Source organism: Paracoccus beibuensis, assembly GCF_026162625.1.
Taxonomy (GTDB): Bacteria; Pseudomonadota; Alphaproteobacteria; order Rhodobacterales; family Rhodobacteraceae; genus Paracoccus; species Paracoccus beibuensis.
Genome location: NZ_JAOTBD010000011.1, coordinates 17,282 through 38,951, shown reverse-complemented (window position 1 = coordinate 38,951; position 21,670 = coordinate 17,282). Strand labels below are relative to the sequence as shown.

Here is a 21,670-nt window from a genome sequence, read left to right as displayed (position 1 = left end):
TCAGCCTTCCGGATCGATGGGCGCAAAGGGCGCGGCGGCATCGAAGCGGATGCGCGCGCCCGGCGGCAGCTGGCCCGCGAGGTCCAGCGTATCCGGTTGCAGGGTGGCGATGACGGGATAGCCGCCGGTCAGCGGGTGGTCCGCCAGGAACAGCACCGGCTGGCCGGAATGCGGCACCTGGATGGCACCGGCCGCGCAGCCCTCCGAGGGAAGCTCGGCGGCGTCCGGCCGCAGGATCGGGCCGCCCGAGAGCCGGATCCCCACGCGGGACGAATGCCGCGTCACCAGCCATTCCTGCGCCAGGAAACTTTGGACCGCGCTGTCGTCGAACCAGTCGGTCCGGGGGCCGAGGGTGACTGGCAGGTTCACGACGTCGCCGATTGCCGGCAGGTCCGGCGCCGGGTCGGGATCGCTGACTGCCATCGCGGCCTGGTGCGCCAGCGCCAGCGCATCGCCCGCAACCAAGGGGGACGGGCCAACATGCGCCAGCGTGTCGGTCGCCGCAGAGCCGAGCGTCCGCTGCACCTGAAACCCGCCGCGAACCGCAAGATAGCTGCGCATCCCGGCCGTCGCGGCGGCAATCTGCAGGTGGTCGCCGGCGTCCAGCGCGAAGGCCCCGCCCGGCTCGACCGCAGCGGCGCCGAAGGTTGCCCGCGCCGCGCCGGAAAGTGCCAGCGTCATCGAGACTTCCGCCAGAAGCCGCACGGGGCCTGAGGTAACCTCCAGCGCCGGCGCGCCCGCAGGGTTGCCGACGGCGCGGTTGGCGCGGCGCAAGGCGCCCCGGTCCAGCGCGCCGGACGCACTGACCCCCTGCCCTGCCTGCCCCGGGCGGCCCAGATCCTGCACAAGGATCGGAAACGCCGTCTCCTGAACCCGCAGCCCCTGCACCTTGGCCGTGGGCGCGGGGGTGTCGGACCGCACGACCACCCGCCCCGGCACGAAGCGGACCCGCATCCCCGGCCGCAGCAACGCGGGTGGCTCGCGCGACAGGTCCCACATCGCCGCATCGGTGCGGCCGATCAGCTGCCAGCCGCCGGGCGACTCTTGCGGATAGACGCCGCAGAACCGACCCGCCAGGGCGACCGAGCCTGCCGGGATCCGTGTCCGCGGCTCGGTCCGGCGGGGCAGATCGAAGCGGGCATCGTCGCAGGTCATGTAGGCGAAGCCGGGCGCGAAGCCGCAGAAGGCAACCTGCCAGATGGCGGCCTGGTGCGCCTTGATGACCTCTGCCACCGTCAGGTTCATCAGGCACGCGACCTCGTCCAGATCCTCGCCGTCATAGGTGACCGGCAGCTCGATCACATCGGCGATCCGGTCGCTGGCCTGCGGGGGCGCAGCCGCGCGGCCGCGGATCGCACGGGCAAGCGCCGCGTCAGCCGCGATGCCCGGCGCAGTGCGCACCATGATCGTGCGCGCCGCGGGCACCAGGTCGATCACACCCGGCAGCGGGTCGGCCAGCAGCGCGTCGTAAAGCGCCAGGGTAGCGTCGAGGTCCGCAAGCTCGGCCAGGAAGCAGCGTGGGCCGACGGGCAGGAAGCGGATCATGGTGCGAACGCCGCGATCCCGACCCCTCCGGCGATCAGGGCCTCTCGGATGCAGGCGGCCATTGCCACGGCGCCGGGGCTGTCGCCATGCACGCAGATGCTGCCCGCGCGCAGGGACAGCAGGGTGCCGTCCTGCGCCTCGATCTGGCCCTGGCGCGCCAGGCGGACCATGCGTTCGGCAATCTGGTCGGGATCGGTCAGGACGGCTCCGGAGGTGCCGCGCGCCAGCAGGGTCCCGTCGGCGGCGTAGCCCCGGTCCGCGAACGCCTCGGCCACGACGGACAGTCCGGCGGCGGCGGCCCGGTCCAGGATCGGGGCGCCCGCCAGCCCCATCAGCACCAACGACGGGTCGACCGCCAGCATCGCCGCGATCACCGCATCGGCCTGCCGCGCGTCATGGGCGATGGTGTTGTAAAGCGCGCCGTGCGGCTTGACGTAGGCAACCCGCGTCCCCGCGGCCCGCGCCAGCCCCTGCAGGGCGCCGATCTGGTAGATGACATCGGCTTCCAGATCGCCCGGCGCGACATCCATCGCCCGGCGTCCAAACCCCACGCGGTCGGGATAGCTGACATGCGCCCCCACCGCCACGCCTCGCCGCGCCGCCTCGCGCAGCGTCGCCAGCAGCCCCGCCGGATCGCCCGCGTGAAATCCGCAGGCGATATTGGCCGAGCTGACGATGCCCAGCATCGCCGCGTCGTCGCCCATCCGCCAGGCGCCGTAGCCTTCGCCCAAGTCGCTGTTCAGGTCGATCGTGGTCACATGCGCCCCCTTCTTCCGGGGCAGGATCAGGGGTTCGGAAGGGGGCGTCAAGGCCCTCAGCCGCGCCGCGATTCCAGCGCCGTCTTCAGCGCCAGCGCGACCAGCGCGATCAGCGTGAGGGTGGATGCGGCGGCAAAGGCACCGACGGTGTTCAGGTCGTTGAACAGCAGCTCCACATGCAGGGGCAGCGTGTTCGTCTGGCCGCGCACGCTGCCGGAAACGACGGACACGCCGCCAAATTCGCCAACCGCCCGTGCGGTGCAGAGGACCGCGCCGTAAAGCAGCGCCCACTTGATGTTGGGCAGCGTCACCCGCCGGAAGACCTGCCAGCCGGACGCGCCAAGCGTCACGGCGGCCTGTTCCTGGTCGGTGCCCTGCGCCTGCATCAGGGGCAGGACCTCGCGCGCCACAAAGGGGGCGGTCACGAACATCGTCACCAGAACGATGCCCGGCAATGCGAAGACCACCTGCAGGTCCATCTCTCGCAGCCATGGGCCCAGCAGCCCCTGCCGGCCATAGAGCAGCAGATAGCAGATGCCGGCGATGATCGGAGAGATTGAAAACGGGATCTCGATCATCGTGACCAGCACGCCTCGTCCGGGGAAGCGGTGCTTGGCGATGGCCCAGGCTGCGGCGATGCCGAAGCCGATGTTCAGCGGCACCACGATCACGGCGATCAGGCTGGTCAGCCAGATGGCGTGCAGCGTGTCGGGGTCCATGATGTTGGCGGCATAAACCTGCCAGCCTTCGGAAAAGGCGCGCACGAAGATATAGGTCAGCGGCGCCACCACGACCAGCAGCGTCAGGACAACGGCCAGCGCCACCAGCAGGCGCGCGCCGCCGGTGCGGGCGGGGCGGCCGTGATGTGGCGTCGCGCCGGGGGCGATCAGGGGCTGCGCGCTCATCTGGTGGCCTCGCGGTGGCGGGCAGCCCAGGATTGCAGGATGTTTGAAACGACCAGCAGCACCAGCGCGAAAGCCAGCAGGACCAGCGCAATGGCGGCAGCGCCGTTATAGTCGTATTCCTCAAGCCGGATATAAGCCAGCAGCGCGGCAATTTCCGTCTCGAACGGCAGGTTGCCGGCGATGAAGACGATCGCCCCGAATTCGCCAAGCGACCGGGCAAAGGCGGTCGTGCAGCCCGCCAGCCAGGCGGGCAGGATCGCCGGGAAGACGACGCGGGAAAAGATCTGCCAGGGGCGCGCGCCAAGCGTCTCGGCCGCCTGTTCCAGCGAGCTGTCCAAATCCTCCAGCACCGGCTGGACCGTGCGCACCACGAAGGGGATCGAGGTGAAGGCCATCGCCAGCGCGATTCCCCAGATGGTGTAGACGACCTGCAGCCCGGCGGCGTCCAGCACGGACCCGAACCAACCATTGGCGGAAAACAGCGCCGTCAGCGACAGTCCAGCCACCGCTGTCGGCAACGCGAAGGGAATGTCCATCAGCGCGTCCAGCAGGCGCTTGGCGGGAAAGTCGTACCGGACCAGCACCCACGCCATCAAGAGGCCATAAGCGGCGTTGAAGGCGGTGGCGATGGCCCCCGCAGTCAGCGTGATGCGAAAGGCCGCCACCGCCCGGTCGCTGCTGACGATGGCCCAGAAGGCGGCGGGACCGATCTCGGCCCCCTTCAGGACCAGCGCCGCGATCGGGATCAGAACGATCAGCACCAGATAGAGCAGCGTCGTCCCCAGGCTGAGCGTAAAGCCCGGCAGGACGCGCTTGGCGCGGATGGGGGCGGCCGCCGCGATCATCGGTTCACGAAGACCTGGTCCAGGATGCCGCCGCTGGCCAGGTGGTTTTCGGTCACGGCATCCCAACCGTCGAAGACCTCGTCCACGGTGACCAGTTCGACCGGGGCCTGTGCGTCGGCGAATTCGGCGGCAACCGCTTCGTCGGTCACACGATAATCACGCTCGGCCAGAATGCGCTGTGCCTCCGGGGTATAGAGCCAATCCAGATAGGCCTGCGCGACGTCGGTGGTGCCGTTATCCTCGGCATTCTCGGCCACGACGGCAACCGGGAAGGCGGCAAAGAGGCTCATCGACGGTGTCACGCGTTCGAAACCCTCGGCGGAGTATTGTTCTGCGATCTGGCCGGTCTCGGCTTCGAAGGTGACCAGCACGTCGCCGATGCCGCGTTCGGCGAAGGTCTGGGTGGCAGCACGCCCGCCCGTGTCAAAGACCGGCACACCGGCAAAGATCTTGCGCACGAAGTCCTGCGCCGCCGCTTCATCGCCATCGTTCTGGGCCAGCGCATAGGCATAGGCGGCCAGATAGGTATAGCGGGCATTGCCGCTGGTCTTGGGGTTCGGGAAGACGGGCGCCACATCCTCGCGCGCCAGGTCGTCCCAATCGTCGATGTTCTTCGGATTGCCTTCGCGCACCAGGAAGGCCGGCAGCGAATAGAAGGGCGAGGCGCCGTTCGGGAACGCGTCGCGCCAGTCCTCGGGCAGAAGGCCGCCCTCGGCCAGGACGTCGATATCGGTTTCCTGGTTGAAGGTCACCACGTCGGCCGGCAGCCCTTCCAGGATCGCGCGGGCCTGCTTGGACGACCCGCCATGCGACATGTCGATGGTGATGGTCCGGCCGGTCTCTTCTTGCCAATGTTCGGCAAAGGCCGGGTTCAGCACCTCGAACAACTCGCGGGCGACGTCATAGCTGACGTTCAACAGCTTGTCCTGCGCGGCGGCGGGACCGGCCAGTGTCAGGCCAACGGCGGCGGCCAGAAGGGGCAGTTTCATCGGGCGATTTCCTTTCGCAAGGGCAGGACGTGGGCCGCATGGTCGCGGCGGCTATAGGGGAATACCGCGGCGGCTTCGACGCCGAGGGTGACGGTGGCGCCACGGGTCAGGGCAGGCGCACCGCGGCGGGGCATCTGGACCTCGACCTCGGTGCCGTCGGGGCGGGAGGCGGTCAGATGCAGTTCGGCCCCGGTGCTGCCTAGGCTGCCGACCGTCCAGCAGCCGCCGGCATCGGGAACCGCGCGGATGTCGGCGGGGCGGGCAAGGATGTGCGCCGGACCATCCGGCAGCGCGCGGCGCGGCAGGGCGGTCAGGTCCAGCCCCGGCCCGCTGGCACGACCGGCGAGCAGCGTCACCGGCAGCTCGACCGTGGCGCCCATGAAGCGGGCGACGAAGGGGCTGGCCGGGTGGTCGTGGATCTCGTCGGCATGTCCGATCTGCTCGATCTGGCCTTGCCCCATGACGACGACGCGGTCGGCCAGCTCGAACGCCTCCTCCTGGTCGTGCGTCACGAAGATCGTGGTCGATCCGGTTGCCTCGTGCACGCCCCGCAGCCAGCGGCGCAGGTCGCGGCGGATCGCGGCGTCCAGTGCACCGAAAGGTTCGTCCAGCAGCAGCACGCGCGGCTGGATCGCCAGTGCCCGGCCCAGGGCCACGCGCTGGCGCTGGCCGCCCGACAACTGCGCCGGATAGCGGTCAGCCAGCTGGTCGATCTGCAGGAACGCCATCAGCTCATCGACCTTGGCGGCGATCTGTGCGCGGGACGGCCGTTGTCCCCGGGGCTGGACGTCAAGTCCAAAGGCGATGTTGTCGCGCACGCTCATGTGCGGGAACAGGGCGTAGTGCTGAAAGACGAACCCGATGCGGCGGTCGCGCGCGGCCAACTGCAGCCAGTCCTGCCCCGCCACCTGCAACTGTCCCGCGTCCGGCCATTCCAGACCCGCGATGATCTTCAGAAGCGTCGTCTTGCCCGACCCTGACGGCCCCAGCAGGGCCATCAGCTCTCCGTCGGCGACGTCGAGGTCGATGCCGCGCAGCACCTCGGTCCTGTCGAACCGCTTGGTCATTCCGCTGATCGTGATCGACATGGCGCGCCCCCTTCTGTCACCCCGTCAGCTAGCCAGCGCGCCCGCACCCGGCAAGCCCCGATCGCGACGCCGAGGCCATGCGGGGCGGGATCGCTGTTCCAAGGAAGGCGGCGCTGCGCAGACGTCCGTCAACGACACGGACAGGGCGGCGAACGCTGTTCCACAAGGTCGCTGCCCTGCGAACCGCATGTTCTTATTTCGTCGCTGCCGCACCCGGCACGGCGGGTCTTGCCACCGGCATCCGCTGCCCTAATCTTCGCGCAATGAGCAGCGACTCCTCCTCGACCGTGCCGGGTGCACCCACGACGCCGCCCCGCGCCCGGCGCGGGATCACGCGTGGTCAGGCGATCGCCGCGCTTCTGGGGGCGACGCTGGCAAAGATCGGGTTCTTCCTGTGGCTGGACCGGCCGGTCGGCTGCGACTGCGGGCGCATCTGGGCGCTTCCTTCGGAACCGCGGCTGAACTCTCAGGTGATGCTCGACCCCTATACGCTGCTGCATGTGGTGTTCGGGGCGGTTCTGGCCGTCGTCCTGATGCGCCTGCGGCCGCGCTGGACCGGGTGGACGCTGGTGATGGCCGTCGTCATCAGCAGCACCCTGTGGGAACTGGCCGAGAACCTGCCGCCGGTCATCCTGATGTTCAACTATGACGCAGGCGACCCCCTGGCCTATCACGGCGACAGCCTGCTGAACGCCTCGGCCGACACGGCGGCGGCGCTGCTGGGTGCCGGGATGGCGCGGCTGCTGCCGGTTCCGGCGGTCCTGCTGGCCGCCTTGGCGGTCGAGCTGTGGCTGTCGGCCTGGATCGGCGATGGCTTCGTCATCGCGACCCTGCGGGCGATCCCGGGCCTCGGCTAGCCGGGATCAGCCTTTATCGAAGTCTGCGCCGCGGGCGTTGTCATCGGTCAGCGCCGCCGCTGCCACTGAAAAGAACCCGTAACCCAGCATCCCCTGCCGCAGGCGCCGGTCGCCGACACGCATGGCCGCGATGCAGAAGGCCGCGCCCTGCGCGGCATCGATGGCGCGGTGCGTCGTCATGCCGATAGGCCGGTCCTGGTCGGGACGATAGCGGGTCAGCAGGCTGTAGCCTGCAACGAAGGCGCCGGCCGCCAGGAACCTGCGCCGGACATGCGGACGCGTCCGCGTCAGCAGCGGCGGCAGCAGCGCCAAGGCAGCCGCCGAGGCGGCATCGAGCATCGCGTGTTTCTCGGGCGGGATCATCCAAGCCTCCTTCCGGACCGGAGGGGGAACCGTCGAGGCGCCGCGATGTTCCCATGTCAGCCCCTCGTCACGTCCAGCGCTTCGATGGCCGCCGCCAAGGCGATGTCGTCGAAGGGCTTCGAGAGAAGCCGCGTGCGACCGTCAGGCTTGAAGCCCGGCACCTCGGAATGGCCCGTCGCGAAGATCAGGGGAAGCGTCGGGTTGCGGTCCCGCGCCTGGCGCGCAAGCTCGTCGCCCTGCATGTCTGGAAGGCCCACATCCGTCAGCAGCAGGTCGACCTTGTGCCGGGACAGCAGATCCAGCGCCGTCGTCGCCCGCCCCGCCTGCAGGACGTTGTGGCCCAAATCCTTCAGCATGTCGACGACCGAGATGCGGATCAGCACGTCATCCTCGCAGACCAGGATGCAGAGGCCCGGGGCGCTGCTGGTCGCCGGTTCCGGCGCCGGGGCGGCCTCGGGCTGCGGCGACTGCGGCGGCGAGGCACGACGCTGCGCCGAATTGGCGAACTGGTGGCGGATCTTGCGGGCCAGATCCTCGCGGCCATAGGGCTTGCTCAGAAGCTCGACCCCCTCGTCCAGGCGACCGGCATGCACAATCGAATTTTCGGCATATCCAGACGTGAACAGGACCTTGAGGTCGGGCATCCGAGCCTCGGCCAGCCGCGCAAGCTCGGTCGATTTCATCGGTCCGGGCATGACGACATCGGTGAACAGAAGGTCGACATGGACGCCGCTTTCCAGAATCGCCAGCGCACCCTGCGCATCCGAGGCCTGAAGGACGTTGTAGCCGAGGTCGCGCAGCGTCTCGACGACGGTCTCACGCACGCCCTGGTCGTCTTCGGCCACGAGGATGGTCTCGGTTCCGCCGGTGATGGGACCGAAGTCGCGGCTGTCAATCTCGTCCTCGGGACGCTGGACCCGCGGCAGATAGAGCGTGATGGTCGTGCCGACGCCGACCTTGCTGTCGATCCCGACATGGCCGCCCGACTGGCGCACGAAGCCGTAGACCATCGAAAGCCCTAGGCCCGACCCCCTGCCCTCGGGCTTGGTGGAGAAGAACGGATCGAACACCTTGTGGAGGATCTCGGGGTGGATACCGCTGCCGGTATCGGTCACCGACAGCATGACATACTGCCCTGAAACAGCCTCGGGGTAATCTCCGATCCGGAGACCTTCCAGATGCGCGTTGTCGGCGCGGATGGACAACTTTCCGTGCCCCTCCATCGCGTCGCGGGCGTTGATCGCCAGGTTCAGAAGCGCGTTTTCCAGGTTGCCGCGGTCGATCAGCGTGTTCCACAAGTCGTCCGCGATGGCGGTATCGACCTGCACGGCCTCGCCCACGGCGTGGTGCAGCATCTCGTCCAGGTCCGGTATCAGCCGCCCCAGGTTGACGACCTTGGGCGCCAGCGGCTGGCGACGGCCGAAGGCCAGAAGCTGCGAGGCCAGCCGGGACCCGCGGGCCACGCCCTCCATCGCGATCTGGATGCGGCGGCGCGCCTTGTCGTCGTTGGCTGCATTGCCTGCCAAAAGTTGCAGGCTGCCGCCGATCACCTGGAGGAGGTTGTTGAAATCATGCGCGATTCCGCCGGTCAGCTGGCCGATCGCCTCCATCTTCTGGGCCTGGCGCAGGGCCGCCTCGCTGCTGGCCAGGGCGGCGGCGGTCTCTCGTTCGCCGGTGATGTCGCGGCCGAAGGCAAAGATCGTCTCGCTGTCGAAGACGGTGGTCCATTCGACATGGCGATGCTCGCCGTTCCGGGCGACCAGCGTGGCCTGCAGCGGGTGCGCCGGAACCCCGTCGGACGAGGTGCCGAGCAGCGCGCGCAGGGCCGCACCAAGCTCTTCCTGATCCTCGGGCCGGATGAATTCCAGCGCGGTGCGGCCGACGGTTTCCGCCTGCGTCCAACCCAAAAGATCCGTCCAGGCCGGGTTCACGGCGGCAATGCGGCCGGAATGTTCGGCGATGATCTGCAGCACGGGCGACAGCGTCCAGATCCGCTCACGCTCTCGGGCAAGGCGGCGCTCACGCGTGATGTCGCGGCCCACGGCATGGATGCGGCCGCCATCCGGCACAGCCGTCCAGTCCAGCAGACAATAGCTGCCGTCCCTGCAGCGATAGCGGTTCTCGAATGCCAGCGTCGGTTCGCCGCGCGACAATCCCTCAAGCTCGGCCAGCGTCGCTGCAATGTCGTCAGGGTGCAGGAAATCCAGCAGCGGCTTTCTCAGCATCTCGGATTGCGACCAGCCCAACAGACGCTCGGCCGAGGGGTTGATCGCCGTGATCAGGCCGGCCGAGTCGCAGACCAGCATCATTTCCTGCGACAGGTTCCACAACCTGTCGCGGTCCTGCGTCGACTGCGCCTCGGCCAGCTTCTGTTCATGGATGTCGGTATTGGTCCCGATCCAGCGGGTGATATAGCCGAGCTCGTGGCGGATCGGCAGCGCACGCACAAGGTGCCAGCGATAGGCGCCGTCGGCGCGGCGAATGCGGAACTCGGCCTCGTAGTGGCGACCCGAGCGGATGGCTTCAGCCCAGTTGAGTGCCGCCGTCTCTCGGTCGTCGGGATGCGCAACGGCAAGCCAGCCGTCGTCGAGCAGCTGGTCGAAATCGCGGCCGGTATAGTCGATCATCCGGTCGTTGAACCAGTCCGATTGGCCATCTGGCGGCGCCGTCCAGACGTGGTTCGGCATGGCCTGCGCAAAGGTCCGGAACTGCGCATGCTGTTCCTTGATGGCGGTTTGCGCGGCTATGCGCTCGGTCACGTCGATGCCGGTGACGAAGATGCCCGTCACCTTGCGTTGGGCGTCGGTCATCGGCTGATAGACGAAATCGAGATAGCGCCGCTGGACCGCACCCGTCGGCTCAACCGAAACGTCGTAGACGGCGCCGTTCATCCGAACCGCCTCGCCGCTGGCGAAGACCCTGTTCAGATGGTCCAGATAGCCCTGCTGCACCGCGTCCGGCAATGCCTCGGCCACGGTGCGTCCCAGGACGTCGCGTTGGCCGATGACCTGGTTGAAGGCCGGGTTGACCAGGACGAAGCGGTGTTCGGGGCCCTCCAGCATGGCCATGAGCGATGGCGACTTCTCGTGCATCTGCTGCAACCGCTGCCGGTCGTCCTGCAGCTGGCGATCGGTCAGGACGCGAACGGTCGTCTCGACAACCATCGCGATCACGCCCAACGGCGTGCCATCGTCACCGAGGATCGGTGAATAGTCCAGGTTCAGCCAAGCGGGCGCAGGCGCGGCGCCGCGGTGCAGGATCAGTTCCTGATCCTTCAGCGACACCGTCTCGCCACGACCGAGAACCGCCTCGATGATCCCGTCGTTGAATTCGGCGACCTCGGGCCAGGCCTCGCGCACATTGGCGCCCATGACCTCGGGGTGGCGGCTTCCCGCGACCTGCGCATAGCCGTCGTTGTAGATCATCACGCCTTCCTCGCCCCACAACGTGACGATGGGCAGAGGAGAGCGCAGCATCGTTCCTACCACGGCCCGGACGGCCACGGGCCAGTGCGCGATATCGCCCAGTGGCGTCTTGGACCAGTCAAAGGCGGCCACAAGGCGCGGCGCCTCGCCCGGTGCGTGAACGAAGGCGTTGCGGTCGATCACGTCGTTCATCCCGATCCTTCGGCACACATGGTGGACAATTGCCTGTTGATCGGAAAAAGCGAACGCCGATGCAAGCCGATCAAGAACAATTGCCCGCGACGAAACGCCGGATTTCATTAATATTTGTCAATTTCCAGGCTCACATCGCGTGCTCTGCCCGGCGTCGAGGTTCCCATGACGTCCGCCGCCGGCCCTGCGGGTCCACACCAAGTAAAAGTATCAACTATGTAGGTGCGGCTTCTCTGCGCTGGATCGGTGCCATGCACGTCGGCAGCCGCGTCCCGCCGCTCGACACGCCGGATCTGATCGGGCAACCGCGATGAAGCGCCATTTTGCCTCTGCCTTGTCGTCGACCACGTTGATCGCCACGCCCATGCTTGTCGCCGATCCCGCCGCAGTCGTGAGCCATCATGCCGACATGGCGCAGGCCAGATACTCCGACAGCCTGAAAACCGTGCGCAACCTGCAGTCGATGCGCTGATCGCCTCGCCCTCCGAGGAGACCCAGGCCGCGGCCCGCGTGGCCCGGGTCTCGGCGCGCGTGCCCTATCAGCAGACCGAGGTGTTCCGCTTTGGCAATCCGCTCGTCGGTGACGGGGAAGATTGCGTGAACGCCTGGCCGCTGGACGAGGGGCTGATGACTATGTTGCCGACGGATCTGCACAGAACGAAAAGAACGACTTGGCGGTGCTGAATGTCATCGCGGCTCCGCAGTTCACGCTTTCGGGCACCAAGGTCGAAGCGACCCAGATCACGCCTGCGCTGGTCTTGGACACGCTGCACGAGGCCGACGGGGTCGAGGCCAACGTCGCCTCGGGCTGTCACGCCATCGAGTTCCTGCTGTGGGCCAAGACAAAGGTACGGGATCCGCGCCACGGCGCAGAACCTTGCTCGGCTTGCCGCCCAGCTGCGCCATGGCTGGACTGAAAATTTCGGCCCGCTGCTGCTGTCGGCCGGACAGCCTGGAGGTCGGGACAGCATCTCGCGGAACAGCCGGGGCCCGACGCGGCACATGTCGCGGGTCCCGACCACTGCACCAACGGTTCGGCGTCTGGAGCGTTCACCTCGCGTGTCAAGCGCCGGCAGGTCCGAGAAGATGACGATCTCGCTAGGATGCTGTGCTGCGCCATCGCCCCGGCCGGCTTGGGAATGCTGAGATGTAAAGCACGAAGACCAGGCATGAAAAATCCATATCCCAGGAATAGGCCGATATCCGGATGATAAAGCGGAACAGCATCGCCAGCACGAAGCCGACTGCGAAATGGCGGCGCCAGTAGAGCGCGACGATCGCGATCGCATCGATCATGAAGGTCCCTTAGATCGCGAGGTAGCGGCCGACAAGGTTGCCCTAGAGCCCGGACGGACTGGCGAGCGGAAGGTAAAGGCCGACGGCGCAGCTGACCGTCGGGTTCAGGAGGTCCGTGTTGATCTTGTGGAAGATGCCAGAAGTACATCACGGCGAGCAGCGCGCGGGCCACGATGCGGATCTGTCCGTAGAAGGCGATGCGCTCGATGCCCGTCGCGCCAGAGTTGATGTAAAGGTAGCCGGCACGCAGCAGGATGGCGGGGTCCATCACCATCGTGATCGTCTGTTTGTTCGACGCGTTGGGCGCGCAGCGGATAGAGGATCATCACCGTTGCCGCCAGCGACAGCAGCACGGCTGTCGCCCTGGGGCGGGCGATCAGCAGAACGCTCTGGACGATGACGGCTTAGGCCGGGACGGCATGAAAGAGCCCGTTGGTGCCCGATAGCGGCCGGCAGTCGCCCGCGATACTGAAGCCAGCAAGCGCCCACATCGGCGCGCCGCCAGACCATCCCGGGCGTCGAGCGGCTGGTCGACCGTGCGGGAGCGGAACGAGGACATGAATGAACTTCTGGTCAAACTGGTCAAAAGCACCACGCAGCGACTTACTGAAACTCGCCCGGAAGGTGACGCTCGTACTGTCCGATGATCATTCCGCGATTGCCGGGCGGCGCATGGCGCACGATCCCAGAGGTATTCAACCGTTCTGCCGCACCATAGATGACGGCGAGCTTTTCGGCGAGAAGAAGCCACGGTCTTTGTGCCCGCACCTCGGAAAGAAATGCGGTGCGGTCCTCGGGCGACATGCGGATCGGTCCCAGGTGCCGCTCAAGCACGGCATGTGCCAAGTCCTCATCGGAATGGGTGGCGCCAGGGACGGTTGCCCCGGCGACAGCCAAGGTGCCGCCGACAAGAACGGCCAAGGTCGATCTTCGTGAGAGCGCCATGATCTACCTCGGCTGCAACAACTGTTGGGCGGCGCAAACCGAGGGTGCCGCCGCCGTCAGACTGGGGGCGGCGCGAGAGAAGGTCGGGAAGGTGCTTGTGCCCACAACGACAAGATTGCGCAGGCGGTGGTGGACCACCCCGGCATCGACAACCGAGGTCGCCGGATCATCGCCGGCCCGCAACGTCCCCTGCAGGTGTGGTTCGGTTCCGCGGACACGATGATCGAAGATGTCCCGGACCAGCAGGGGCGCCAGAAGATCGGGCAGTTCCCTGCGTGCCTCGGCCACCCCCGAACGGCCTAGTCGGACAGCCCACAAATTCGACGAAGGCACCGTCGTCGGCGTCCAGCACCACGCGATTGCGGTCGTCAAGCAGTTCCTCGGTGACGATCACGATAGGGAAGGTCGGGCGCATGCGTTCCGGCTCGACCCGCATGCCGTGGGACCAGCGATTTTCGAAATAGACCAGGGCCGCGCCGTGTTCCGTAGGGTGCGCGCCGTCGTAGAGACCGAAGTTCAGGCCCGTCGTGATGGTGCTGCCATCGAAGTTTTCGATACCGTCGAGGAACACTTCGAAGCTGGCGCCGTGAGACTCGTGCAGGCCCAGCCCGACGAGGCCGCCGCAAAGGACTGATCGCAGCAGGATCGCGGGGGTCTGGATCGCGTTCGCGCCCAGCACGAAGAGGTCGGCGGACGCCGTGTAATCCCGCCCTCCAGCGCGATAGGTGACAGAGCTGACGCTGTTTCTGGCATGTCCCAGGTGCCGAACCTCGGCTCCGGTTACGACACTGACCTCGGGGGCGGCGAACAGATGCATCAGCCCGTTGCTGACCGTGAACTTGGCGTCGGCCGGGCAATATCGACACCGCAGCGAGGCGCAGTAGGCGATCCGCGTCTCTGTCGCCTGGCGCGCACGGCCGGTCGGCATGGTGAAATGCTGGTGCGGTTGCGCGGCCTTCATGATGCGGTCGGGAGGCGACATGCGGTGGGGCGGCTGGGGAAACGGGAGCGATCGCGGCATGACGTGGGCCATGTCCCCGTCGCCCGAGATCGACATGGTCGCCTCGGCGCTGCAGCAGGCACCCTCGAGGTCGTCGTAGCTGATCGGCCAGTCTGCCCCCACACCACAAAGTGATTTCCAGAGGGAATCACTGGGGTGCAATCGCGGCGGCGGCGCGCACCACCAGCAGTTCGTGCCGCCACCCAGGCCGATTGTGAAGTCCCAAGGCTTGTCAGAATCAGACCGGTAGGTCGAGCTGTCCGGGATCGGGCTGTTCGCCTGATGCATAACCTGCCAGGCATGCGGCACATGCTGACCACATTTCAGCAGCAGGATCCGGCCAGGGCCGCGAGCGAGCATCTCGTGCAGGAAGAACGCCGAACAGAAACCGGAGCCGATCACGATGCAGTCGAAATGGTCACTGGCGACAGCCTATGCAGGCATATTCAGCATAAGGCGCCATACCTCGACAAACTGACCTGCAAGGAGACGACCCGTGCCGATCTGAAGTGGTTCTCAAACCGGCAAGGCCGGAGCCTCGCCTCGCAGACTTTCGCTTGCAGCGTTCGCAGACGAGTCAACGATCATCGTCTCCTACACCATCAATGCGATATAGAGGTGACACATGTCCTGCGCGGCGAGATCCTGCCGCTGGACCGCATCCTGGACGTCCTGCAGGCCGAGACGACGGACCAGATCATCGAGATCCAGCTGGAATATGACGGCGGCCGCCTGACATTTGAATTCGATCTTCTTGCGAACAATGGCCATCTCTACGAAGTCGACATCGATGCGCAGAATGGCACGGTGCTGGAGATCGAGGCCGAGGACGACAGCAGGGACGACGATTGGCGACTGACCGGGGCGGACGATGCGCTGCCTGATCGTCGAGGACGACGAAACCATCGCCGCCGGGGTTGCCTGCGCCTTGCGCCGTGCCGGCTTCGTCACCGAACGCGTGGCCGACGGCGAAAACGCCTGGCTCACCGGCGGGACCGAGGACTGGGACATTGTCGTGCTGGACCTTGGCCTGCCGCGGCTGGACGGGCTGACGCTGCTGAAACGCTGGCGCGCCGAGGGGGCCGAGATGCCGGTCCGGATCCTGACCGCCCGCGGCAGCTGGAGCGAGCGGATCGAGGCATCGATGCCGGCGCCGACGACTACCTGCCCAAGCCGTTCCGCATGGAGGAGCTGGTCGCACGGGCCCGGGCGCTGGTGCGGCGGGCGCGGGGCCCCGCGCATCCGGCGCAAGAGGTCGGTCGACTGGCCCTCGATCTGAACCGCCAGACCGTCAGCGTCGCGCCCTGGACCTGACCCCGCTGGAGTTCCGGCTGATCTCGTACCTGGTGCTGAACCTCGACCGGACCGTGCCGCCGACCGAGCTTCTGGACCTTCTGCTAGGCACCGACGACGCCCGCGACACCAATGCCATCGAGGCGGTCGTCGCCCGCCTGCGCCGCAAGACGACCCCCAATGTGATCGGGACGCGCCGCGGCTTCGGCTATCACGTCGAGCAGTCGCGGTGATCCTGGCCCGTGCTTCGGTCCGGCTGCGCCTTGCGCTTCTGTCGGCCGTGCTGGTCGTGGCGGGTCGGGGGCTGGGCATCCTGTTCGACCGGCAGGTCACGCAGCTTCTGGTCAAGGAATTGGAGGCCAACAGCAACACCTTGATGGCCGGGCGAACCCGGTCGGTCGCTCGATGTCCGTCCCCGCGACATGGGCCGGGACCCGCGTTATCTCAGCCCTATTCGGGTCACTATTGGCAGATCGAGGCTACGGGGCGCACCACGCGCTCGACCTGCCTTTGGGACGCGGTGCTGGCGGTGCCAGAGGTCGCCCCGCGTCCCGGGGAAACCGTGGTGGGGGAAGCCACCGGCCCGGACCAGCAGGATCTGCTGCTGATCGACCGGACGGTGACCATCGGGGCGGACCGCACGCCGCTGCGCATCACGGTGGCGGTCGACCGCGCCTCTCAGCGGCAGACGGCGCATCTGTTCCAGCGGGACCTGCTGCCGTTCCTGCTGGGGTTAGGGGCGCTGCTGATCCTGGGCTTTGCGGTGCAGCTGTCGGTGGGCCTGCGTCCATTCGACCGGATCCCGGCGACCATCACCGCCCTCGCACGGGCACGCGCCCCCGGGTCGGGCAGGACCTGCCGCAAGAGCTGCGCCCCCTTGCGCAGGCCATAGACGGGTTGCTGGACGACCGACGACCGCATCCGCCGCGCCCGCCACCGCGCCGCCGATCTGGCGCATACGCTGAAGACGCCGCTTCAGGCGCTGATGGGGCAAAGCGACGGCCTGCGCCGGCGCGGCCAGCCCGAGGCCGCGGCGGCCATTGACGCCATTGCCGGCACCATTCACGATCGCGTCGACCGGGAACCGGGTCGCGCCCGCATCGGCGGACGCGGTCCCGCCGATGCGCATCAGGTCGCGCAGGGGCTTGTCCCGGTCCTGTCGCGCACGCCGCGCGGCGATCACATCGCCATCCGGAACGACTTGCCCGAGCGGGTGATGCTGCCCATCGATGCCGCGGATCTGGCGGATCCTCTCGGCAGCCTGATGGAGAATGCGCTGCGCCATGCTGGCCACCCTGTCCGCATCAGCCACGACGACCACGGCGGCCAGCGGCGCATCCAGGTCGAGGATGACGGTCGGGGCGTGTCCGACGCCGACCTCAACCGGATCGTGACCCGGGGACTGAGCCTCGATGAAGGCAGCACCGGCCTGGGCCTCGCGCTTGCCCGCGACATCGCCGCCGCCGCCGCCGCCGGGGCCCATCTGCATGTGACCAGCTTGTCACCTGGCTTCCGCGCAAGTCTGGTCTTCGACGATATCGTCTTCTGATCCGCCCAATCGGGCAAAGACAAGCCGCCCTGCCTGGCCCGGCGGCAGCCCGACCGGCCGCAGGCACGGCATTCAAGAAGGCCCAGTGACAACAGCCGAGGGCGCGCGTGACAGCAGCAGAACAGCTGGCACACCCCGCACGTTCCCCGACCGTACCTTCCCAGCAGGCGCGCCTGCGGCGCCTTCAGGCTGCCAGCGCCGCATAGATCCCGTTCAGCGAAAGCAGCTCGGCATGGCTGCCGACCTCGACAATGCGGCCCTCGTTCATGACGACGATCCGGTCGGCGTTGCGGATCGTGCCCAGCCTGTGCGCGATGACCAAGGTCGTGCGCCCGACCGACAGGGCGTCCAGCGCGCCCTGGATCTCGCGCTCGGTCTGGCTGTCCAGGGCGCTCGTCGCCTCGTCCAGGATCAGGATCGGCGGGTTCTTCAGGAACGCCCGCGCAATTGCCACGCGCTGCTTCTGGCCGCCCGACAGCATCATACCGCGTTCGCCGACTACGGTGTCCAGCCCTTCGGGCAGGGTCGCGATCAGCGTCGTCAGCTGCGCCTGCGCGGCGGCCTGCCGGATCTCGTCGTCCGAGGCCCCCAGCCGACCATACGCGATATTCTCGCGCAGCGTGCCGCCGAACAGGAACACGTCCTGGCTGACCAGGCCGATCTGGCGGCGCAGGCTGTTCAGCCGCATCTGCGGCAGCGCCAGGGCGTCAATGGTGATCCGCCCCTCGGTCGCCTCGTAGAAGCGGGGCAGCAGCGCCAGCAGCGTCGTCTTTCCGGCACCCGATGGTCCCACGAACGCCACCGTTTCACCGGCACGGATGTTCAGGTCGATGCCCTGCAGGATCGGCCGCCCCTCATCATAGCCGAAGCCCACGTTTTCGAAGCGGATGTCGCCGCGCAGGGCGGGCGCATCGGCGGCATCGGGCGCGTCCGCGATCTCGGGGTCGGTGGCCAGCAGTTCCTGGAAGCGGCGGAAACCCGCGATGCCCCGCGGATAGGTCTCGATCACGGCAGCGATCTTTTCAAGCGGGCGATAGAAGACGCTGACCAGCAAGAGGAAGCCCACGAACGCCCCCGTCGTCAGCTCGCCCGACAGCACGAAACCCGCGCCGACGACCATCACGACGACCTGCACCAGCCGCAACCCCATGTATTGCAGAGCCGACGATGCCGCCATGACGCGATAGGCGTCCAGCTTGGCCTGCCGGTAACGCGCGTTGTCCCCGGCAAAGAGGTGGCTTTCGTGGCTTTCGTTGCCGAAGGCCTGCACGACGCGCACGCCGCCAAGGGCCTCTTCCAGCCGGACGTTGAAGTCGCCGACGCGGGAATAGATGGCGCGCCAGGTGCGCGTCATCCGCCCGCCATAGAAGATCACCAGCGCCAGCATGGCCGGAACGATCAGCGCCACGATGACCGCCAGCTGGGGGTTGATCCAGAACATCAGGATGAAGGCGCCGACAAAGGTCATGATGGCGATGAACGCATCCTCGGGGCCGTGATGGGCGACCTCGCCGATCTCCTCCAGGTCGCGGGTCACGCGTGCGACCAGCTTGCCGGTGCGGGCGCGGTCGTACCAGCGCCACGACAGGCGCGTCAGGTGGTCGAAGGCCTCGGCCCGCATCATCGTCTCGATGTTGATGCCCAGCTTGTGGCCCCAATAGATCACCACCGTCAGCAGACCCGCATTGATCGCATAGAGCGCCAGAAGCCCCACGGCCGCCGCCACCGTCAGCGTCCAGTCGCCCCGCGGCAGCAGGTGGTCGATGAAGCCGGTGACCGCCAACGGGAAGGCCAGTTCCAGAAGGCCGGTCATGACGGCACAGCCGAAGTCCAGCCAGAAGAGTCCCATGAAGGGGCGGTAATAGGAGAAGAAGCTGCGCATCGTCGTCTTTCTCAGGCGGGGGTGGCGACCGGCAGGCCGTCGTCGCGGGTCAGGACCTGCATGGGCAGGCCATAGATGGCGTGCAGCGCGTCGGGCCGCATCAGGCCTGCCGGGCCGCCCTGCATGACCAGCCGCCCGCCCTTCAGCGCCACCACGTGGTCGCAGAAGCGGGCGGCCATGTTGACCTCGTGCAGGACGATCACGGCGCTGCGGCCCTGCGCATGGCACATGCGGCGGACAAGGTCCATCACCTCGACCTGGTGGGCGATGTCCAGCGCGCTGATGGGTTCGTCCAGCAGCAGCGTGCCTGCCTGCTGCGCGACCATCATGGCCAGCCAGACGCGTTGACGTTCACCGCCGGACAGCGTGTCGACAAGGCGGTCGGCGAAGCGGTCGACGCCGCATTCCTCCATCGCGTCCGCGACGGCGGCGTGATCGGCCGGGCCGAAGCGGCCGAGTGCGCCGTGCCAGGGATAGCGGCCAAGCGCCACCAGCTCTCGGACCAGCATTCCTTCCGCCGGGGGCGTCGTCTGCGGCAGGAAGGCCAGTCGGCGGGCGTGGTCGCGGGCGCGCCAGGCGTCAAGGGGGCGGCCTTCGAAGGCGACATGCCCCTGCCCCGCCATCTGCCGCGCCAGCACCTTCAGCAGCGTGGATTTGCCCGATCCGTTATGTCCGATCAGCGCGATGACCCGGCCCGCGGGCAGGTCCAGCGACAGGTCGTCCAGCAGGCGGCGCCCGGGCACGTCCACCGAAAGGTTGCGGATCTGGAACAGGTTCATCGCGGCGTCCTCGTCAGCAGCCAGACCAGCCACGGCGCGCCGATCAGCGTCGCGAACAGGCCAAGCGGAAGTTCATAGGGAAAGCCCGCCATCCGGGCTCCGAAATCGGCGGCCAACATCAGGCCGGCGCCGATCAGCGCGGCCCCCGTCAGGTGATCCGCCGGGCGCACCAGCCCGATGCGCCGCGACAGGTGCGGCGCCATGAGGCCGACGAAGCTGAGCGGGCCGGTGATCACCGTCGCCGCGCCGGTGGCGAGCCCCGCCAGCCCGATCAGCGTCAGCCGCGCCAGCGGCAGATTCAGGCCCAGCCCGGCGGCAACGCCGGGTCCAAGGGGCAGCAGCGACAGCCACCGTCCCGCGGCCAGCCCCGCCAGCCAGACCGCACCCGCCAGCGCCGCCAGCGCCAGCGCACCCGTCAGCGTGACGGTGCCGGTCGCACCGCTGAGCCACGACAGGATCGCCCAGGATCGTGCATCCCCCACGGCCATCATTGCCGACAGCACCGCCGAGGCCAGCGCCGACACCGCGATGCCGGCCAGCAGCACACGCTCGGCCGGCATGTCCCGCCTTGCGGTGAAGGCGACCAGCAGCAACAGCGACAGCGCGCCGCCGAGCATGGTGCCAAGTGTCAGCATCAGCGCCGAAGGGGCGGCGATCGCGAAGGTGACAGCAGCGAACCCCAAGGATGCTCCGCCCGAAACGCCCAGCACCTCTGGCGAGGCGAGCGGATTGGCAGTCAGCCGCTGCAGCATCGCCCCCGCCAGCGCCAACGCTGCGCCAGAGGCCGCGGCCGCGACCAGGCGCGGCAGGCGCATCGGCAGGAACGCCATCAGGCTTTCGCGGTCCAGGACCGCCCATCCCCCCGGCACGCGCCCGATCCAGAGCAGCAGCAATGCCGCCACGATCAGGGCCAGCGCCAGAGCCGCCAGCAGGCGTCGGGGACGGGACAAGCGGAGGGCAATGCCCTCGGCGGCCTCGGTTCCCGGCGGGGTCGAACCGCGCAGGCGCGGCAGCAGCCAGATCAGCAGCGGCCCGCCGACCAGCCCGGTCAGCGCGCCGGTCGGGAACATCTCTCCGCCAAGGCCCGCGACGGCCAGCACAAGCCCGTCGCAGACCGACAGGACCAAGGCACCGACCACCGGTGACCAAAGCAGCAGCGGCCCGATCCCGCGCGCGCCCATGCTGCGCACCAGCGCCGGGGCGGCCAGACCGACGAAGGCGATCAGTCCCAGTTCAGCCGAGACGCTGGCGGCAAGCCCGACGGCAAGCACCACCGCCGCCATGCGCACAAGCGCCACGTTCAGGCCAAGTCCCGCCGCGCCTTCGGACCCCAGCGACAAGACCCGCAGCGGGCGCGCCAGCGCCCAAGCGGATACGCCGCCAAGCGCCAGCACCGACGACAGGTTGCGCACGCCCGTCCAGTCCTGCTGAACCAGCGACCCGCCGTTCCAGATCACCAGCGACAGCAGGTACTGCCCCTGCGCCAGCGTCACCGCCGTCGCCACGGCCGAGGCGGTCAGCGCGACCAGCATTCCCGCGATAACCATCGTCACCGGCGCGAAGGCCCTTTGCGCGCCGATCGCCAGCACCAGACCGGCGGCCGACATGCCGCCCGTCATGGCGATGGGCCAGCGGCCGCCCACCAGCAGGTCCGGTGCAAAGACCGTCACCAGGACCAGCGACAGCTGCGCCCCGGATGAAATTCCCAGTGTCGTGGGATCGGCCACGGGGTTGCGCAGGACGACCTGAAGGATGGCCCCCGACAGCCCCAGCGCGGCACCGGCCACCAGCGCGATGACGCCGCGCGGCATCAGGCCAAAGCCCATCCGGATCTGATCTAGGCTCATGTTGTCAGGGTCCAGCGGCCAGACGGGCCAGGGAAGCTGCCGCGCCGCCAGCAGCCACAGGGCCAGGGCAGCGGCGGCCGCGACGGGCAGAATGGTCCGGGCCTGCGGCATG

21 protein-coding genes and 2 pseudogenes are annotated in these 21,670 nt (G+C 68.0%); 8 read left to right on the top strand and 15 right to left on the bottom strand.

The features are described from left to right. Genes OC159_RS09395 through OC159_RS09370 form a run of 6 tightly spaced genes read right to left on the bottom strand, consistent with a single transcriptional unit; the run spans position 1 to position 6,130 of the window. The gene (locus OC159_RS09395) at positions 1–1,545 is read right to left on the bottom strand and encodes a 5-oxoprolinase subunit B/C family protein (protein WP_265500890.1); all 1,545 of its coding nucleotides are present in this window, start codon (positions 1,543–1,545) and stop codon (positions 1–3) included. Next, entirely contained in the window at positions 1,542–2,303 is a 762-nt protein-coding gene (locus tag OC159_RS09390) for a LamB/YcsF family protein (protein ID WP_265500889.1), read from the bottom strand. The genes OC159_RS09395 and OC159_RS09390 overlap by 4 nt, the downstream gene beginning before the upstream one ends. 56 nt (positions 2,304–2,359) lie before the next feature. Next, positions 2,360–3,208 (bottom strand): sulfate ABC transporter permease subunit CysW, encoded by an 849-nt coding sequence (cysW, locus tag OC159_RS09385; protein WP_265500888.1) that lies wholly within the window; start codon positions 3,206–3,208, stop codon positions 2,360–2,362. After that, positions 3,205–4,053, bottom strand: a complete 849-nt coding sequence (gene cysT / locus OC159_RS09380) for a sulfate ABC transporter permease subunit CysT (RefSeq protein WP_265500887.1) — start codon at positions 4,051–4,053, stop codon at positions 3,205–3,207. Before cysT ends, cysW begins: the two co-directional genes overlap by 4 nt. Continuing rightward, positions 4,050–5,042, bottom strand: a complete 993-nt coding sequence (locus OC159_RS09375; protein ID WP_265500886.1) for a sulfate ABC transporter substrate-binding protein — start codon at positions 5,040–5,042, stop codon at positions 4,050–4,052. The genes cysT and OC159_RS09375 overlap by 4 nt, the downstream gene beginning before the upstream one ends. Next, the gene (locus tag OC159_RS09370) at positions 5,039–6,130 is read right to left on the bottom strand and encodes a sulfate/molybdate ABC transporter ATP-binding protein (RefSeq protein WP_265500885.1); all 1,092 of its coding nucleotides are present in this window, start codon (positions 6,128–6,130) and stop codon (positions 5,039–5,041) included. Before OC159_RS09370 ends, OC159_RS09375 begins: the two co-directional genes overlap by 4 nt. A 263-nt stretch (positions 6,131–6,393) precedes the next feature. On the opposite strand from OC159_RS09370, the gene OC159_RS09365 reads away from it, so the two are divergent. Continuing rightward, entirely contained in the window at positions 6,394–6,987 is a 594-nt protein-coding gene (locus OC159_RS09365; protein ID WP_265500884.1) for a DUF2585 family protein, read from the top strand. A 6-nt stretch (positions 6,988–6,993) separates the two neighbouring features. Here the strand turns inward: OC159_RS09365 and OC159_RS09360 are convergent, their stop codons facing one another. Both OC159_RS09360 and OC159_RS09355 read right to left on the bottom strand, forming a co-directional pair. Continuing rightward, the gene (locus tag OC159_RS09360) at positions 6,994–7,350 is read right to left on the bottom strand and encodes a hypothetical protein (protein WP_265500883.1); all 357 of its coding nucleotides are present in this window, start codon (positions 7,348–7,350) and stop codon (positions 6,994–6,996) included. 56 nt (positions 7,351–7,406) lie between these two features. Further along, positions 7,407–10,967 (bottom strand): hybrid sensor histidine kinase/response regulator, encoded by a 3,561-nt coding sequence (locus tag OC159_RS09355; protein WP_265500882.1) that lies wholly within the window; start codon positions 10,965–10,967, stop codon positions 7,407–7,409. A 310-nt stretch (positions 10,968–11,277) separates the two neighbouring features. Between OC159_RS09355 and OC159_RS20165 the strand changes: the two genes are divergently transcribed. The 3 genes from OC159_RS20165 to OC159_RS20155 are packed head-to-tail and all read left to right on the top strand — an operon-like array spanning position 11,278 to position 11,884. After that, positions 11,278–11,439, top strand: coding sequence for a hypothetical protein (locus OC159_RS20165; RefSeq protein WP_407674083.1), 162 nt, complete (start codon positions 11,278–11,280; stop codon positions 11,437–11,439). Beyond that, entirely contained in the window at positions 11,391–11,651 is a 261-nt protein-coding gene (locus OC159_RS20160) for an imelysin family protein (RefSeq protein ID WP_407674087.1), read from the top strand. Before OC159_RS20165 ends, OC159_RS20160 begins: the two co-directional genes overlap by 49 nt. After that, positions 11,645–11,884 (top strand): imelysin family protein, encoded by a 240-nt coding sequence (locus tag OC159_RS20155; RefSeq protein WP_407674086.1) that lies wholly within the window; start codon positions 11,645–11,647, stop codon positions 11,882–11,884. The genes OC159_RS20160 and OC159_RS20155 overlap by 7 nt, the downstream gene beginning before the upstream one ends. Before the next feature lie 181 nt (positions 11,885–12,065). On the opposite strand, the gene OC159_RS09345 is transcribed toward OC159_RS20155, so the two are convergent. From OC159_RS09345 to OC159_RS09330, 4 genes are all read right to left on the bottom strand, one after another. After that, positions 12,066–12,263 carry a hypothetical protein gene (locus tag OC159_RS09345; RefSeq protein ID WP_265500881.1) on the bottom strand — a complete coding sequence of 66 codons (198 nt, stop codon included), beginning with the start codon at positions 12,261–12,263 and terminating at the stop codon, positions 12,066–12,068. 603 nt (positions 12,264–12,866) lie between these two features. After that, positions 12,867–13,208 (bottom strand): hypothetical protein, encoded by a 342-nt coding sequence (locus OC159_RS09340; RefSeq protein WP_265500880.1) that lies wholly within the window; start codon positions 13,206–13,208, stop codon positions 12,867–12,869. A 3-nt stretch (positions 13,209–13,211) separates the two neighbouring features. Beyond that, positions 13,212–13,391, bottom strand: coding sequence for a GMC oxidoreductase (locus tag OC159_RS09335; RefSeq protein WP_265500879.1), 180 nt, complete (start codon positions 13,389–13,391; stop codon positions 13,212–13,214). Next, positions 13,375–14,331: a GMC family oxidoreductase gene (locus tag OC159_RS09330; RefSeq protein WP_265500878.1), complete on the bottom strand. Its 957-nt coding sequence runs from the start codon at positions 14,329–14,331 to the stop codon at positions 13,375–13,377. The genes OC159_RS09335 and OC159_RS09330 overlap by 17 nt, the downstream gene beginning before the upstream one ends. Before the next feature lie 159 nt (positions 14,332–14,490). Here OC159_RS09330 and OC159_RS20150 point away from each other — a divergent pair. From OC159_RS20150 to OC159_RS09305, 4 genes and pseudogenes are all read left to right on the top strand, one after another. Then, positions 14,491–14,970: pseudogene (locus tag OC159_RS20150) on the top strand (PepSY domain-containing protein); the annotation flags it as partial. 109 nt (positions 14,971–15,079) lie between these two features. Further along, positions 15,080–15,734, top strand: a pseudogene (locus OC159_RS20145) (response regulator). Then, positions 15,731–16,393 (top strand): hypothetical protein, encoded by a 663-nt coding sequence (locus OC159_RS09310; RefSeq protein WP_265500874.1) that lies wholly within the window; start codon positions 15,731–15,733, stop codon positions 16,391–16,393. The pseudogene OC159_RS20145 and the gene OC159_RS09310 overlap by 4 nt, the downstream one beginning before the upstream one ends. A 93-nt stretch (positions 16,394–16,486) precedes the next feature. Continuing rightward, positions 16,487–17,050, top strand: coding sequence for an ATP-binding protein (locus OC159_RS09305; RefSeq protein WP_265500873.1), 564 nt, complete (start codon positions 16,487–16,489; stop codon positions 17,048–17,050). Positions 17,051–17,234: 184 nt separating this feature from the next. On the opposite strand, the gene OC159_RS09300 is transcribed toward OC159_RS09305, so the two are convergent. Genes OC159_RS09300 through fhuB form a run of 3 tightly spaced genes read right to left on the bottom strand, consistent with a single transcriptional unit; the run spans position 17,235 to position 21,669 of the window. After that, entirely contained in the window at positions 17,235–18,932 is a 1,698-nt protein-coding gene (locus tag OC159_RS09300; protein ID WP_265500872.1) for an ABC transporter ATP-binding protein, read from the bottom strand. An 11-nt stretch (positions 18,933–18,943) separates the two neighbouring features. After that, on the bottom strand, positions 18,944–19,711 hold the full coding sequence (locus tag OC159_RS09295) for an ABC transporter ATP-binding protein (RefSeq protein ID WP_265500871.1): 768 nt from the start codon (positions 19,709–19,711) through the stop codon (positions 18,944–18,946). Further along, positions 19,708–21,669, bottom strand: coding sequence for a Fe(3+)-hydroxamate ABC transporter permease FhuB (gene fhuB, locus OC159_RS09290; protein ID WP_265500870.1), 1,962 nt, complete (start codon positions 21,667–21,669; stop codon positions 19,708–19,710). The genes OC159_RS09295 and fhuB overlap by 4 nt, the downstream gene beginning before the upstream one ends. Position 21,670: the final 1 nt, after the last annotated feature.

Coding starts and splice junctions, on each gene's coding strand:
- OC159_RS09300 (WP_265500872.1), bottom strand. CDS start 18,932: ATGCGCAGCTTCTTCTCCTATTACCGCCCCTTCATGGGACTCTTCTGG.
- fhuB (WP_265500870.1), bottom strand. CDS start 21,669: ATGCCGCAGGCCCGGACCATTCTGCCCGTCGCGGCCGCCGCTGCCCTG.
- OC159_RS20165 (WP_407674083.1), top strand. CDS start 11,278: ATGAAGCGCCATTTTGCCTCTGCCTTGTCGTCGACCACGTTGATCGCC.
- OC159_RS09305 (WP_265500873.1), top strand. CDS start 16,487: ATGGGGCAAAGCGACGGCCTGCGCCGGCGCGGCCAGCCCGAGGCCGCG.
- OC159_RS09395 (WP_265500890.1), bottom strand. CDS start 1,545: ATGATCCGCTTCCTGCCCGTCGGCCCACGCTGCTTCCTGGCCGAGCTT.
- OC159_RS09365 (WP_265500884.1), top strand. CDS start 6,394: ATGAGCAGCGACTCCTCCTCGACCGTGCCGGGTGCACCCACGACGCCG.
- cysW (WP_265500888.1), bottom strand. CDS start 3,208: ATGAGCGCGCAGCCCCTGATCGCCCCCGGCGCGACGCCACATCACGGC.
- cysT (WP_265500887.1), bottom strand. CDS start 4,053: ATGATCGCGGCGGCCGCCCCCATCCGCGCCAAGCGCGTCCTGCCGGGC.
- OC159_RS09360 (WP_265500883.1), bottom strand. CDS start 7,350: ATGATCCCGCCCGAGAAACACGCGATGCTCGATGCCGCCTCGGCGGCT.
- OC159_RS09370 (WP_265500885.1), bottom strand. CDS start 6,130: ATGTCGATCACGATCAGCGGAATGACCAAGCGGTTCGACAGGACCGAG.
- OC159_RS09340 (WP_265500880.1), bottom strand. CDS start 13,208: ATGGCGCTCTCACGAAGATCGACCTTGGCCGTTCTTGTCGGCGGCACC.
- OC159_RS09345 (WP_265500881.1), bottom strand. CDS start 12,263: ATGATCGATGCGATCGCGATCGTCGCGCTCTACTGGCGCCGCCATTTC.
- OC159_RS09375 (WP_265500886.1), bottom strand. CDS start 5,042: ATGAAACTGCCCCTTCTGGCCGCCGCCGTTGGCCTGACACTGGCCGGT.
- OC159_RS09355 (WP_265500882.1), bottom strand. CDS start 10,967: ATGAACGACGTGATCGACCGCAACGCCTTCGTTCACGCACCGGGCGAG.
- OC159_RS09295 (WP_265500871.1), bottom strand. CDS start 19,711: ATGAACCTGTTCCAGATCCGCAACCTTTCGGTGGACGTGCCCGGGCGC.